This window comes from Actinokineospora alba (assembly GCF_004362515.1).
Classification (GTDB): Bacteria; Actinomycetota; Actinomycetes; order Mycobacteriales; family Pseudonocardiaceae; genus Actinokineospora; species Actinokineospora alba.
In genome coordinates, this window is the sequence record NZ_SNXU01000001.1 from 1453015 (window position 1) to 1466930 (window position 13916).

At 69.3% G+C, this 13916-nt stretch carries 14 protein-coding genes; 8 read left to right on the forward strand and 6 right to left on the reverse strand.

Going from position 1 to position 13916, the window contains the following annotated elements:
• Positions 1-51: 51 nt before the first annotated feature.
• Positions 52-630 carry a CGNR zinc finger domain-containing protein gene (locus C8E96_RS06910; RefSeq protein WP_091376284.1) on the reverse strand — a complete coding sequence of 193 codons (579 nt, stop codon included), beginning with the start codon at positions 628-630 and terminating at the stop codon, positions 52-54.
• A 66-nt stretch (positions 631-696) separates the two neighbouring features.
• Here C8E96_RS06910 and C8E96_RS06915 point away from each other — a divergent pair, with 66 nt between their 5' ends.
• Positions 697-1098 carry an SRPBCC family protein gene (locus tag C8E96_RS06915; RefSeq protein WP_091376287.1) on the forward strand — a complete coding sequence of 134 codons (402 nt, stop codon included), beginning with the start codon at positions 697-699 and terminating at the stop codon, positions 1096-1098.
• Between the two features lie 3 nt (positions 1099-1101).
• On the opposite strand, the gene C8E96_RS06920 is transcribed toward C8E96_RS06915, so the two are convergent.
• Positions 1102-1806, reverse strand: a complete 705-nt coding sequence (locus C8E96_RS06920) for an SDR family NAD(P)-dependent oxidoreductase (protein WP_091376290.1) — start codon at positions 1804-1806, stop codon at positions 1102-1104.
• Positions 1807-1891: 85 nt separating this feature from the next.
• On the opposite strand from C8E96_RS06920, the gene C8E96_RS06925 reads away from it, so the two are divergent.
• Positions 1892-2782 carry a helix-turn-helix transcriptional regulator gene (locus tag C8E96_RS06925; protein ID WP_091376293.1) on the forward strand — a complete coding sequence of 297 codons (891 nt, stop codon included), beginning with the start codon at positions 1892-1894 and terminating at the stop codon, positions 2780-2782.
• Here the strand turns inward: C8E96_RS06925 and C8E96_RS06930 are convergent.
• Positions 2719-4815: a putative bifunctional diguanylate cyclase/phosphodiesterase gene (locus C8E96_RS06930; protein WP_176926775.1), complete on the reverse strand. Its 2097-nt coding sequence runs from the start codon at positions 4813-4815 to the stop codon at positions 2719-2721. The two genes, C8E96_RS06925 and C8E96_RS06930, sit on opposite strands and share 64 nt — an antisense overlap.
• A gap of 346 nt (positions 4816-5161) precedes the next feature.
• On the opposite strand from C8E96_RS06930, the gene C8E96_RS06935 reads away from it, so the two are divergent.
• The 6 genes from C8E96_RS06935 (at position 5162) to C8E96_RS06960 (ending at position 10515) form a co-directional block, all read left to right on the forward strand.
• Entirely contained in the window at positions 5162-5878 is a 717-nt protein-coding gene (locus C8E96_RS06935; protein ID WP_228769974.1) for a lysozyme, read from the forward strand.
• 37 nt (positions 5879-5915) lie between these two features.
• The gene (locus C8E96_RS06940; protein WP_133794223.1) at positions 5916-6866 is read left to right on the forward strand and encodes a hypothetical protein; all 951 of its coding nucleotides are present in this window, start codon (positions 5916-5918) and stop codon (positions 6864-6866) included.
• Between the two features lie 76 nt (positions 6867-6942).
• Positions 6943-7461, forward strand: a complete 519-nt coding sequence (locus C8E96_RS06945; protein WP_091376304.1) for a WXG100 family type VII secretion target — start codon at positions 6943-6945, stop codon at positions 7459-7461.
• The gene (locus C8E96_RS06950; RefSeq protein ID WP_091574901.1) at positions 7458-8276 is read left to right on the forward strand and encodes an ESX secretion-associated protein EspG; all 819 of its coding nucleotides are present in this window, start codon (positions 7458-7460) and stop codon (positions 8274-8276) included. The genes C8E96_RS06945 and C8E96_RS06950 overlap by 4 nt, the downstream gene beginning before the upstream one ends.
• Positions 8273-9652, forward strand: coding sequence for a lipase family protein (locus C8E96_RS06955; protein ID WP_091376310.1), 1380 nt, complete (start codon positions 8273-8275; stop codon positions 9650-9652). The genes C8E96_RS06950 and C8E96_RS06955 overlap by 4 nt, the downstream gene beginning before the upstream one ends.
• Positions 9649-10515 carry a hypothetical protein gene (locus C8E96_RS06960; RefSeq protein ID WP_133794225.1) on the forward strand — a complete coding sequence of 289 codons (867 nt, stop codon included), beginning with the start codon at positions 9649-9651 and terminating at the stop codon, positions 10513-10515. Before C8E96_RS06955 ends, C8E96_RS06960 begins: the two co-directional genes overlap by 4 nt.
• Before the next feature lie 47 nt (positions 10516-10562).
• Here C8E96_RS06960 and purL read toward each other — a convergent pair whose 3' ends face one another.
• From purL to purS, 3 genes are read right to left on the reverse strand one after another with little or no spacing between them, the layout of a single operon-like run.
• On the reverse strand, positions 10563-12836 hold the full coding sequence (gene purL / locus C8E96_RS06965; RefSeq protein ID WP_091376317.1) for a phosphoribosylformylglycinamidine synthase subunit PurL: 2274 nt from the start codon (positions 12834-12836) through the stop codon (positions 10563-10565).
• The gene (gene purQ / locus C8E96_RS06970) at positions 12833-13504 is read right to left on the reverse strand and encodes a phosphoribosylformylglycinamidine synthase subunit PurQ (protein ID WP_091376320.1); all 672 of its coding nucleotides are present in this window, start codon (positions 13502-13504) and stop codon (positions 12833-12835) included. Before purQ ends, purL begins: the two co-directional genes overlap by 4 nt.
• Positions 13501-13740: a phosphoribosylformylglycinamidine synthase subunit PurS gene (gene purS / locus C8E96_RS06975; RefSeq protein WP_054052885.1), complete on the reverse strand. Its 240-nt coding sequence runs from the start codon at positions 13738-13740 to the stop codon at positions 13501-13503. Before purS ends, purQ begins: the two co-directional genes overlap by 4 nt.
• Between the last annotated feature and the right edge of the window lie 176 nt (positions 13741-13916).

Sequence of the window (13916 nt, forward strand, 5' to 3'; positions counted from 1 at the left end):
GTCATGCCACTGACGTTCGAAACGAAGCCGATGTGACGGAAACGCCGGTGATCACGGGCGGGAGCGGTAGGCCTTGACCTTGTGCCGGTTGCCGCAGCGCTGCATCGAGCACCAGCGGCGGGTACCGGGCCGCGAGGTGTCGAGGAAGATCAGGTAGCAGTTCTCCCCGCCGCACTCGCGGACCCGCTCCCCCAGGTCGGTGGTGACCAGGTCGATCGCCTCCCGCGCGGCCGCGCCGAGTATCTGGGTGCCGGTCACCGGAGCGACCCATGCGCGCTGACCGGTCGCGGGGTCCACGCGCGGGCGGGGTGGTGCTTCGGCGCAGCCGTTGAGGACTTCGAGTTCGGCCGGGGCGGGCGCCCGCCCATCGGCCACAGCCTTGGCCACCGACCACAGCGTGTCGCGGAAGTGCTTGACCCTGGCCAGTTCCGCTGGGCTCACGCGCAGGTCCGTCAGTGGCGCCAACTCGGCCAGGCGCGAGTCGTGCAGCCAGGCGGCCAGGTCGTCGGCGGTGTGCAGGATCTCGTAGGCCGCGCCCGGCCCGGGACCGCCGGTGACCAGCAGTTCCAGGCCGAAACAGCCCGGCTCGAACTGGTACGTCGTCCCGGTGAGACTGGTCAGCGTCCGCATGTAACCACTATAGTCGGTGTCGTAGGACCGGTAATAGCGGTTACATGCGAGACGGGGAGCACTGTGATGGTCGGGCAGACGAAGGACGCGGGCTGGCAGATCGGCGTGTCCAAGACGGTTCCGCACCCGGTCGCCCGGGTCTGGGACTTCATCGCGAGCCCCGAAGGAACGGCGGTGTGGCTGGGCCCCGACGCGGAACTCAAGCCGGAGAAGGGTTTCCGGTACGAGACGGCCACCGGGGTCGCGGGCGAGGTCCGCAGTTTCCACGAGCACGACCGGATTCGGCTCACCTGGCGACCGGCGGACTGGGACCATGACAGCACCGTCCAGGTCGCCGTCACGGCGAACGGCGATCGGACGGTGCTGCGCTTCCACCAGGAGTGGCTGGCCGACGCCGAGGAGCGGGAGCGTCAGCGCGCGTACTGGAAGGGCGTCATGAACACCGTCGTCGACGCGCTCGGAAGCTGATCCCTACCAAGGGATCGGCCCGTGGCGGTCGAAGTAGCCGCCGGTCGGGCCGTCCGGTGGCACCGTCGCCATCGCGACGATGGACTCGACACCCTCGGCCACCGTCTGCGTTCCGCTGTGCCCGTTGATGTCCGTGGCGGTGTAGCCGGGATCGACAGCGTTGACCCGCATGCCGGGAAGCGCCTTCGCGTAGTGGAGGGTCACCGCGTTCAGCGCCGCCTTCGACGTCGGGTAGCCGATCGACACCAGCGTCGACTCCAGCCGTTCCGGGTCGGTGGTGATGGCGAACGAGCCCATCCCGCTGGACACGTTGACGATTCGCGGCGCGGATGACTTGCGCAGCAAGGGAAGGAACGCGCGGGTCACCCGGATCGGGCCGAAGACGTTGGTGTCGTACACGCCGCGGACCTCGTCTGCGGTCATCTCCTCGGGCGAGGACCACGGGCCGCCGATGCCCGCGTTGTTGATGAGCACGTCGATGAGCCCGAAGCGGTCGGCGACCAGGTCGGCGGCGGAGACGACCGACGCGTCGGAGGTCACGTCCATCGCGACGACGTGGGCGGACGCGCCGAGCTTGGCCGCGGCGGCCGCGCCGCGCTCGGGGTCACGCACGGCGAGCAGCACGGTCCAGCCCCGGCCGGTCAGCACGCGGGCGGCTTCGAAGCCGAGTCCTTTGTTGGCGCCGGTGATCAGCGCGGTCGTGGTCATGACTCCACTGTCGATCCCCCCGTGCCGGGCAGCCAGGGACAGGTTGTCCCTGCCTGCCGGGCATCGGCTGGGGCACGATGGGGAGATGGACAGACAGGGACTCGCCGCCGCGCTGGCCGCCTGGCGGGCCCGGCTCACCCCTTCCGACGTCGGGCTGCCTGCGGGCACGCGCAGGCGGACCCCCGGGTTGCGCCGCGAGGAAGTGGCCCAGCTGGCAGGCATCTCCGTGGACTACGTCAGCCGAATGGAACAGGGCCGCGGCGCCCACCCCTCGGCGTCGGTGCTGGGCGCGTTGGCCCGCGCCCTGCGGCTCGACGAGACCGAGCGCGACCACCTCCACACCCTCGCGGGCGTGCGCGCCCCGAACGCGAACAGCGTCCCCAGCCTTGTCCGACCCAGTGTCCGCAGGCTGCTCGACCGCTTCGCCGACCTGCCCGCCGTCCTGCTCGACGCGAAAGGCACTGTGCTGGCGTGGAACCCGCTCGCCGCCGCCCTGCTGGGCGACTTCTCGAAGTGGCCGATCGAGGAGCGAAACCTGCTCTGGCAACGTTTTCTCGGTGACCACGATCCCGTCGCGCACGCCGACGAGGCGGCCACGGACCTGGTGCTCGTCGGCGAGCTGCAGACCGTCGCCGCGAGGTACCCCGACGACCCCGACCTCAGGTTGCTCATCACCAAGCTGCGTAAGGGAAGCCGCCGATTCGCCGAGCTGTGGGAACAGCAGATCCCGGCCTACCGGCACACGGCGACCAAGCAGATCGTCCACCCGGAGCTGGGCCGGATCGAGCTGAACTGCGACGCACTGGTGGTCCCGGAGACCGACCAGAAGATCGTGATCTACTCAGCGGAGCCGGGATCACCGGGCTCGGTCGCACTGGATCTGTTGCGGGTCATCGGGATCGAGCGACTGACTCAGGATTCGAGCCAGCGCTCGATCTCCTCCGGCGGGCCGGGCTTGGCGAACAGCCAGCCCTGAGCGGTGTCGCAGCCGATCAGCCGCAGCCGCTCGGCCTGCTCCGGGTCCTCGACGCCTTCGGCGACCACGTCGTGGCCCAGCGCGTGCGCCAGTTCGACGAGCGTCGACACGATGCGCGCGTCGGCCTCGTCGGCGTCCGGCGCGGCGCGCAGGCCCTCCATGAACCGGCCCGCGAGCTTGATCGAGTGCACCGGGAGGTGCCGCAGGTAGGCCAAGTTGGAGTAGCCGGTGCCGAAGTCGTCGATGGCGATCCGCACCCCCATGTCCGACAAGGCGCGCAGGGCTTCCAGCGGGACTCCGGTGGTGGCCATGATGGCCGACTCGGTCAGTTCCAGCTGGATGCTCGACGGTGGAAGCTCGGCGGCGCGCAGGATCGTCGCGATGTCGTCGACCAGGGTGGGTTCCACGGTCTGCCGGGCGGCGACGTTGACGCTGACCCACGGCGCCTGGTCCCCGTAGATGTCCCGCCAGCGGCGGGCCTGCCTGGTGGCCTCGCGCAGTACCCAGCGGCCCAGCGGCACGATCAGCCCGGTCTCCTCGGCCAGGCCGATGAACTGGTCGGGCCCGAGCCTGCCGAACTCCGGATGTGACCACCGCACAAGGGCTTCGACGCCGACGAGCTTGCCGTCGGCGAGCCGGACGATCGGCTGGTAGTCCACATAGAACTCTTCGCTCTCCACCGCCGCGGGCATCCGGGCGGCGAGGGTGAACCGGGCGACCTCACGCGCGTTGCGCTCGTAGTTGTAGCCCGCCCAGCGGTTCTTGCCGTCCGCCTTGGCCCAGTACAGCGTGACGTCGGCGTCGCGCATGGTCTCGGCGGGCGTGGTGCCCGCGACGGGCCGCTCCACCAGGCCGATGCTGGCCGAGACCGACAGCCGGTGGCCGCCGATCCGCACCGGCACGGCGAACGCCGCGAGGATCCGCTCGGCCAGCGCGATGACCTCGTCGATGCTCTCGCAGTGCTCCATCAGCACGACGAACTCGTCGCCGCCCATCCGCGCGACCAGCCGGTCGGGTCCGGAGACCAGGCCTTCGAGGCGGATGGCGACCGCGGCCAGCAGTTCGTCGCCGATGTCATGGCCGAGGCTGTCGTTGATGACCTTGAAGCCGTCGAGGTCGAGGTAGCAGATGCCGACGCGGTGGTCGCCGCCCTTGGCGAACGCGGCGTTGAGCCGCTCGGTGAACAGCGCCCGGTTGCCCAGGCCGGTCAAGGGGTCGTGGTTGGCCTGGTGTCGGAGGCGCTGTTCGAGCAGGTGCCGTTCGGTGATGTCCTCCAGCATTCCGACGACGAACTGCGGCGCCCCGGCCTCGTCGCGCACCAGCGTCACCGACAGGTCGGTCCACAATGGACTGCCGTCGGACTTGCGCAGCATGCGCTCCATCCGATAGCTGTCGCGTCGACCGGTGAGCAACTCCTTGAGTGGCCTGCGCATCGCGGAGGGCTCGTCGGGGTAGCGCAGGTCGTCGACGTGCATGCCGGGCATCTTCTCGACGGGGTAGTCGAACATCCGGGCGCACGCGGAGTTGACCTCGACCAGCGTGCCGTTCGAGTCGGTGATCGCGATGCCCACGGCGGTCTGGGTGAACATCGCCTTGAACCGGGCCTCGCTGGCCAGCAGCGCGGTCTCCGCGCCGCGCCGGGCGTCCATCACCGCTTGGCGGATCTCCTCCTGGTCGCGGAAGATCCGCTGCCGCATGGCGGTCGTGAAGCCCCCGGCGAACGCCGACAGCAGCGCGGGCAGCAGATGTGCGCGGTCTTCGCCCACGAGGCGAGGGAGCCGCTCACCGATGAGCTGGACGGAACCCGCGAGGGTCTCCGGCGAGGTGAGGCCGAGTTCGACCAGGGAGGCGCCCACCCGGGCGACCGGGGCCGGGTCGAACGAGTCGGAGCCGAGCGCCGCCACCAGGGATTGGGCGTAGCGGCCGACCTGGACAACGAATTCGCCGCTTGTCAACGCCACATAGCCTGTCGCGGTCAGCGCGGTCGCCCACAGTTCAGCGAATGCGTCGCGCTCGCCCGGTGCGCAGTCCACCCATCACCCCTTGCTCGCTAGACGCACAGTTTCCCCTGTTCAACGCCAGGTAGCCACCCCGGACAGAGGTGTTCACCTGACGCGATCGACCGACTACCACTGGGAGTAGGTCTTCCTCCGCTCCCGACCTTGGTATGCGGTGATTACTGAGGCCATACGGGTAATGGTGAATCATTCACATGGAGCCATGACAAGTGGGTAGTTGTTGGATCACACTGCCGAGAACGGTGATCACGTGCCGGTGATCACCGCGAGAGGGCGACTCGGAAGGAACCTCCACATGACCCCCACCCTGCGCGGCCTGTTAACCGTTCTGGCGACATTGCTACTGGTCACCGGCTTGACCATGCCGGCGAGCGCCGCTCCACCCGACGACCATCCGATGGGTTCGCAGATCCGCAAACACGAAGGGGTGCACGGCAAACCCACGGACGTGGGCACGATGGCCGTGGTGGCCGGAATCGACGTCTCCGGCTGGCAGGGCAACGTCGACTGGAACCATTGGTGGAACCAGGGAAAGCGCTTCGCCTACGTGAAGGCGACCGAGGGAACGGGCTACAAGAACCCGTACTTCGCCCAGCAGTACAACGGCTCCTACAACGTGGGCATGATCCGCGGCGCCTACCACTTCGCGCTGCCGGACAAGTCGAGCGGCGCGACCCAGGCCGGGTACTTCGCGTCCAACGGCGGCGGCTGGTCCCGGGACGGGAAGACGCTGCCCGGAGTGCTCGACATCGAGTACAACCCCTACGGCGGCACCTGTTACGGCAAGACGCAGGCGGGGATGGCCGCGTGGATCCGGGACTTCAGCAACACCTACCGGTCCCGAACGGGCCGTGACGTGGTCATCTACACCTCCACCAGCTGGTGGTCGCAGTGCGTCGGCACCGCGCAAGCGTTTGCCAGCACCAATCCGCTGTGGGTGGCGCGCTACAACACGACCGTGGGGACCCTGCCGTACAACTGGGGTTACTGGACCTTCTGGCAGTACTCGGATTCGCCGATCGACCAGGACTACTTCAACGGCGCGTACGACCGGTTGAGGGCACTCGCGCTGGGCTGACCCCAGGCCCACCACCGGGGAGCTAAGTTGTCGCGCGATGAACAGCACAGTGTTCGTAGTCGCGGGCCTCAGCGCCCTGGTGGCGGGTCTCGCCGCCTTCGCCCTGTCCCGCCTGGCCGCGCGGCGGGGGAAGACCGGCTTGCCGCTCGTCGGCACCGTGCTCGTCGCGGCCGGGTTGCTCGCCCTGGTCACCGGCTGGCTGCTGACCGGCGCCAACCCCGACCGCGGGGAGGCGCTGAAGACCGGCGGCCTGGCGGCGGGGTCGGTCGTGGCGCTCTATGCCCTGTGGCTCAACGACCGCAAGCGGCAAGTCGAGGATGAGCGGCAGGTGATCGAGCGCGGCAGGCAGGAACTCGAACTCGCGCGCGCGGACCACGATCGCGAACGTGTGGCCGACGAGCGGTTCGCGCGCGCGGTCGAACTGCTGGGCAACCCGGCCGACCAGGTTCGTGTCGGCGCCCTGCACGCGCTCACCGGTCTGGCGCGAAGCCGGCCGTACTACACGCAGACTGTGCTCGACGTCGTCTGTTCCTACCTGCGGATGCCGTTCGACCGCACGAATGTGGACCTGCGGGAGAGCCAGGTGCGCCTGACCGCGCAGCGGGTGATCGAAGACCTGCTGCCGAAGCGGGGAACCGCCGAGCCGGAGCGCTACAACCTCGACCTGACCGGCGCCGACCTGGAGTACTTCGACATCTCCGAACGGGTCGTCGGGACCCTGGTGCTGCGGTGGGCCAAGCTGCACAACTCGAACTCGCTGTGGGGTTCGGAGATGCTGGGCAGCGTGTGGTTCACCGGCGCGGTGAGCCACGGAATCCTGCACGCCCACCACATGGTCTTCCACCGCAAAGCATGGTTCTCCGGATTCCGGGCGCGGGGGCCGGTCGACCTGACCGCCACGGAGTTTCTCGGCCCCACGAAGTTCGACGGTGCCCGATTCCACGAGTGGCTGCGCTTCGGCACCGAACCCGGGCCAGCCGAGCGATAGGGAACCGAAACAACCGCGCCACCGTCTACACGTCTCGTAAGGTTCGGTGACGACCCGGCACCCTGGGGGTAGCGGCATGGCGTTCTACGGGGACCCCGACGAGCTCGACCGGCTCGCGGGGCAGATCGAGCGGCGGGCGGACGAGGTCCGCACGCACGGCGAGGGCATGGACAAGCAGGCCGTGGAAATGCGGTGGAAGTCCATCGCCGCCGACCGCTGCCGGGAGACCATCGCGGGCGACCGCAAGACCCTCGACGGCACCGCGACCAAGCTCGACGAGGCCGCCGCCGTCCTGCGTCAGCACGCCCAGGAGGTCCGCGAGCTGATCGCCGCCATCAAGCGGATCGCCGAATCGGTGGTCAACTGGTTCAACGGCGCCATCGACCGGTTCAACAAGGCCGTCGAGAGCTTCAAGAACATGGTCGGCGACATGGTCGACACGGTGACCGGCGTGTTCGGCGGGGGCGGGGACGCCCCGTCGCCGCCGCGGCCTCCGTGGGAGGGCTGGCGCTACCAGCCCGACAACCTGCCGCCCGCGGGCGACAAGCAGTGGCTCGAGGTCGGCAAGTTCATGCAGGCGCAGGGGGTCGCGTGACCATGGCCACGACCGTCGCGCCGCACCGGCTCACGCTGACCGCCGGGGAGTTCGCCTTCCTGGTGGCCAAGCTGGGCGTCAGCCTGCCTCCCGAGTGGGAGCCCGCACCCGAGATCGCGACCGGCGCCGAGGGCGACGCGCTGGTCGGCAAGGGCGTCTTCACCGGGTCGGGAGATCTGCTCAAGGTCCACCCGTCGGTCGAGTCGAACCTGCGGGTCCTCGCCGCGCCGAAGATCATGTTCGACACCACCGCGACCGCGGGCACCCGCGGTTCCCGCAGCCTGCACGCGCTGGCCGGACCCGTCGGCGCCTCACTGTTCATGCTGCCCGACGGCGGTGTGGAGCTGTCGATGTTCACCGCCGTCGACCTCGGCCGCGAACTTGTGCGGGCCGTGCCCGCCGAGGTGTCCGAGGGCATCGGGTCCGCCTTGGACGACCCGGAGGGCGTCGAGCCGCTGCGCGGTTCCGTCCCCCTGGCCGCCCTGCACGAACTGGGCGTCGCCGACCTCCTGCGCGAAGGCGACCCGGACGCGCCCGCGTACGTGCTCGCGGAGTTGAAGCTGCCGGAGGCGGAGGCCAAGTTCGCCACCGAGGTAGTCCGCCGCACCGACGGCCTGCTGCGCTGCCTGGTCACCGCGCTGGTCGGCGACGGTGTCCGCACCGCGCAGGTGACGTGGCTGCACACCGACGCGGGCTGGGTCGGCGTCGCGCCTTCGGCGACCGGATCGGAACGAAAGCTCGTGGACCTCACGCCGGTCGCGCGGGAAGACCTCGGGGTCTGGCTGACCCCGTTCGTGGCGGAGGCGCTGGCATGAGCGAGACCGGACCCGGCGTCAGCAACCTCAGCGTCACCGGCGGAGCGGGCGGCTCCGACGCGTTCTACGAGGACCTCGCCGCCATGGGCGACCTCACCGACGACGTCGCGGGCTCCACCCTGACGATCGCCATGACCAGCCACAAGTACCTGGTGGACCCGGATGTGCTGGCGTCGGGCATCCTCAACCCCGGTGGCCTGGCCAAGTTCGAGGCCACGATGCTCGGCGCGCTCGACGGCCCCAGCGGCCTCACCGCCACCTCGGCCGCGATCGGCGTGCGGGGGCTGACGCTGCAGGCCACCAACCAGGCGTACCAGTTCGTCGACGACCTGAACGCCAAGGCCCTGGAAGCCAGCCGCTGGCTGGCGGGCGCGGCGGTCGCGACGAACCCGCTTCTCGGTGTTGCGAGCGCAGGTGCGATCGCGGCGGACGTCTACCTGAACTACGACGGCGACTGGCAGAAATGGCTGGTCGCGCACCCGGGCATGATCGACACGATCCTCGGCATGTCCCCTGGCGCCCTGAGCGCGCTGGGCCTGCCCTCGACCTTGGCGACGCTGACCGAGTCCCTGGCAGCGCTCTATCCGGACGGCGACCCGAAACTCATCGATCAGGGTCCTGACTTCGACCCGCGCACCGCCACGGCGCCGCAGAACCTCGGCGACCTGATGGACGGGCTTGACTACCGCAACGGGCAGAACAGCGACAAGCCCGGCGAAGGCAGCAATATCGACGTGCGGACCATCAAGGACGAGCACGGCAAGATCACCGGGTACGTGGTCGACATTCCCGGCACCAAGGTGTGGAACGCGCCGTTGATGGACGACAAGAACAACGCCAACGACTTCGGCACGAACATCGACGGCATCGCGGGCAACGAAACCGTGCTGCAGGAAGGCATCGAGCAGGCGCTGCGCGACGCCGGAGTGCCGAAGGACGCGCCGGTCATGCTCGTGGGCCACAGCCAGGGCGGCATCGTCGCCGCGCGGGCGGCCAACGACTTCGTCAACAACGGCACCTACAACGTCACCCACGTCGTGACCGCGGGCTCGCCGGTAGGCAACATCCCGATCCCCGACAGCGTGCAGATGCTGTCGCTGGAGAACAACGGCGACGTCGTCCCGCACCTCGACGCGCGCGAGAACCCGGACGCCGACAACCGCACCACGGTGAAGTTCGACAACCAGACCAACACCGCGGGCGGCAACCACGCGATCAGCGGCCCTGACGGCAAGGACGGCAACTACGAGGCCGCGGCCCGTCAGCTCGACGGCGGCAACGACCCGTCCGTCCGCGGGTTCATCGACAGTGCGGGAGCATTTCTGGACGGCAAGAGTGCCGACTCACACCAGTACAAAGTGGAGCGCCAGCCTTGAGGAACGTCGCGGTGATCGCGGCACTGGTCGTCGTGACCAGTGCCGCGTGCGCCGAATCGAAGCCCGCCACCGTTTCCGAGGACTTCAAGTCAGCGGTCAACAGCATGCTGTCGACCGTGGGATCAGGCTCTTCGCCGACCTTCGAGGCCCTCACGTGCGGCAGCGTCTTGGACGCGCCGGGCGACGAGCAGGTCGCGATGTGGGCGGACGCGCAGGTTCCCGAGGGATCGGCGGACAAGCTGCGGTCAGCGGGTATCTCCGCCGGATGGCAGCCGCAGCGGGCGGAGGGGTTCGACCTGTTCCTCGTCGGACCGAACAACGTCAAGTTCGCCCTGCGCGGGTCGAAAGTCCGGGCGGAACAAGCGAAGTGCTCTATCTCCGGTCGGCACCAGGAGCTGTCGGTCGACGTCCGCCCGGAGCTGACACCCGGCCAGAAATCGGCGCTGTCGGCGCAGCTCGGGCCCGCCGTGGCGGCAGCGGAGGCGGTTCACGAGGTCATCGGGAAAGCGTTGGACCACCGGAAATTCCCGGCCTCGGGCAAGATCGAAAGCGCGGGCGGCCTGTCGCTGTCGACGTGCGGTGAGAAGAACGGTCCACGTGGTGTCCAATGGTCCGGGTCGACCGAACATCAACTCGACGCCGCCACCGACCCGGCCGCGCTGGAGCGGAAGATCATCGACCGGCTGCCGTCCGGCCTCACGGTCGACGAGCGTCCCGGGCAGCCCGGATATTTTCAGGCGAAGGCTTCGGGCGTGAGTTTGAGTGTGTCGATCAGCCCGAAGAAGCAGGAGGACGGGTCGAAGGTGTTCGAGTTCGAATTCTCCGCTCAGTCCTCGGAGTGCGCACTCGTGACCGCGGGCTGAGAACGGCCGGGTCGCGGTTCGCGACCCGGCCGCTGTAACTCTGCGACTCAGCCGAACAGGGCGGGAAGTGTGCCCTCCCAGGCGGTGCGCAGTTCCTCCAGCGGGAACGTCGCCACGTCCTGGATTTCCAGCGCCTCCGACTCCGGGTCGACGACGCCGGTGCGGCGGCAAGGCAGCCCGCGCGCGGCGCACATCTCGGTGAAGCGGAGTTCCTCCGAGCGGGGGACGGCCACGAGGACGCGACCCGCCGACTCGCTGAACAGCTGGACGAACGGGTCCTGGTCCGGGTCGAGGAAGACCCGGGCGCCGACCTCGCCGATGAGGCACGTCTCGACCAGGGTCTGGACGAGGCCACCGTCGGACAGGTCGTGCGCGGCGGAGATCATGCCGTCGCGGGAGCCCGCCACGAGGATCTCGCCGATGAGCTTCTCCCGGGCCAGGTCGACCTTCGGCGGCACGCCGCCGAGGTGGCCGTGGACCACGTGCGCCCACTCGGAGCCGCCGAACTCGTCGCGGGTGTCGCCCAGCAGCAGCAGGGTCTCGCCCGCTTCCGCGCCGATGCCGGTGGGGATGCGGCGGCGGACGTCGTCGATGACACCGAGGACACCGACGACCGGGGTCGGCAGGATCGCCGTGCTGCCGGTCTGGTTGTAGAAGCTGACGTTGCCGCCGGTGACCGGGATGCCCAGTTCCTTGCAGCCCTCGGCCAGACCGCGCACGGCCTGCTCGAACTGCCACATCACGCCCGGGTCCTCGGGGGAGCCGAAGTTGAGGCAGTTCGTCACCGCGAGCGGGGTGGCGCCGGAGACGGCGACGTTGCGGTACGCCTCGGCCAGCGCGAGCTGGGTGCCGGTGTACGGGTCGAGCTTGACGAACCGCGCGTTGCAGTCGGTCGCCAGGGCCACGCCGCGGCCGGTCTCCTCGTCGATGCGGATCATGCCGGAGTCCGACGGCTGCGCCAGAACCGTGCCACCGCGGACATAGCGGTCGTACTGCTCGGTGACCCAGCGGCGCGAGGCCAGGTTCGGCGAGGAGATCATCCGCAGCACCTCGGCCCGCAGTTCGTCCGAAGTGGACGGACGGGCGAGCTTCTCGGCGCCGTCGGCGATCAGGTCGTCCTGATCGGCCGGGCGGGCGATCGGGCGCTCGTACATCGGGCCCTCGTGCGCGACGGTGCGCGGCGGCACGTCGACGACGGTCTCACCCTGCCAGGTGATGATCAGCCGGTCGCCCTCGGTTACCTCGCCGATCTCGGTGGCGATGACGTCCCACTTCTCGCAGACGCGCATGAAAGCGTCCACATCGGACGGCTTGACCACCGCGCACATCCGCTCCTGCGACTCGCTGGAGAGGATCTCGGCCGGGGTCATTCCCGTGGCACGCAAGGGAACCCGGTCGAGTTCGACGTGCATGCCGCCGTCACCGGCGCTGGCCAGCTCGCTCGTCGCGCAGGACAGGCCCGCGCCGCCGAGGTCCTGGATGCCGACCACGATGCCTTCGCGGAACAGCTCGAGGCAGCACTCGATGAGCACCTTCTCGGTGAACGGGTCGCCGACCTGGACCGCGGGCAGCTTCTTGCGGCCGGTGCCGCCCTCGTCGCCGGAGAACGTCTCGCTCGCCAGGACCGAGACGCCGCCGATGCCGTCGAGGCCGGTGCGCGCGCCGAAGAGGATGACCTTGTTGCCGGTGCCCGAGGCGTGCGCGAGGTGCAGGTCTTCCGACCGCATCGCACCGACGCACAGCGCGTTGACCAGCGGGTTCCCCTGGTAGGAGGAGTCGAAGACGACCTCGCCGCCGATGTTCGGCAGGCCCAGGCAGTTGCCGTAGCCGCCGATACCGGCGACGACACCGGGCAGCACGCGCTTGGTGTCGGGGTGGTCAGCCGCGCCGAAGCGCAGCGGGTCCATCACCGCGAGCGGGCGGGCACCCATCGCCATGATGTCGCGGACGATGCCGCCGACACCGGTCGCGGCGCCCTGGTAGGGCTCCACGTAGGACGGGTGGTTGTGCGACTCCAGCTTGAACGTGACCGCCCAGCCGTCACCGATGTCCACGACACCGGCGTTCTCGCCGATGCCCGCCAGCATCTTCGCCTTCATCTCCGGCGTCGTGTTGGCCGACCAGTGCTTCCAGTGCACCTTGGACGACTTGTACGAGCAGTGCTCGCTCCACATCACCGAGTACATCGCCAGCTCGGCGTCGGTGGGGCGGCGGCCGAGGATCTCGCGGATGCGGGCGTACTCGTCGTCCTTGAGGCCCAGCTCGCGGAAGGGCTGCGCCTGCTCCGGCGTCGCCGCGGCGTGTTCGACCGAGTCGATCATGCGGTCACCACCGAGTCGAGGAGGGACAGGAACAGGCCCAGACCGTCGTCGCTGGGGCCGGTGAGCGCGTCGATGGCGTGCTCGGGGTGCGGCATCAGGCCGACGATGCGACCGGTCGGGTCGCTGATGCCCGCGATGTCGTCGAGCGAGCCGTTGGGGTTGGTGCCGACGTAGCGGAACACCACGCGACCCTCACCCTCCAGTTCGTCCACAGTGGACTTGCTCGCGGTGAAGCGGCCGTCCATGTTCTTGACCGGAATGATGATCTCGGCGTCCTTCTCGAACCGGGACGTCCACGCGGTGGTGTTGTTCTCCACCTTGAGCCACTGGTCGCGGCACACGAAGTGCAAGCCGGCGTTGCGCAGCAGCGCGCCCGGCAGCAGCCCGGCCTCGCAGAGCACCTGGAAGCCGTTGCAGATGCCCAGGACGGGCATCCCCTTGTGGGCGGCGTCGATGATGACGTCCATGACGGGCGCGAACCGCGCGATGGCGCCCGCCCGCAGGTAGTCGCCGTAGGAGAACCCGCCAGGCAGGATCACCGCGTCGACACCGCGCAGGTCGGCGTCGCCGTGCCACAGGGCGACGGCGTCAGCGCCCGCCGCCTCGATGGCCCGGATGGTGTCGCTGTCGTCCAGCGTTCCCGGGAAGGTGACGGCCCCGATTTTCACGAGTCCACCCGCCGGACGACGAAGTCCTCGACAACGGGGTTGGACAGGAAGCCTTCAGCGATCTTGGCGAGCGTCTCGTCGTCGACTGAGTCGTCGACTTCCAGCTCGAAATGCTTCCCCTGACGGACATCGGACACACCATCGAATCCCAGGCGCGGCAGCGCGCGCGCCACGGCTTGCCCCTGGGGGTCGAGGATCTCCGGCTTGGGCATGACATCGACGACGACTCGGGCCACGGCGGGCTACTCCTGAGTTCGAGCGGGCCGGTACTGCCGCAGCCTACCTGAGCTGCGAGTTCACCTGACGTTCGCGGGCTCCCGGGTGACCTGGGCCACTGAGCACGACCGAGTGAACCCGGTGGACTGGGATTGGAGGGTGGACTAACCTGGTGTCAGCTCTGGCGGTAAGCCAG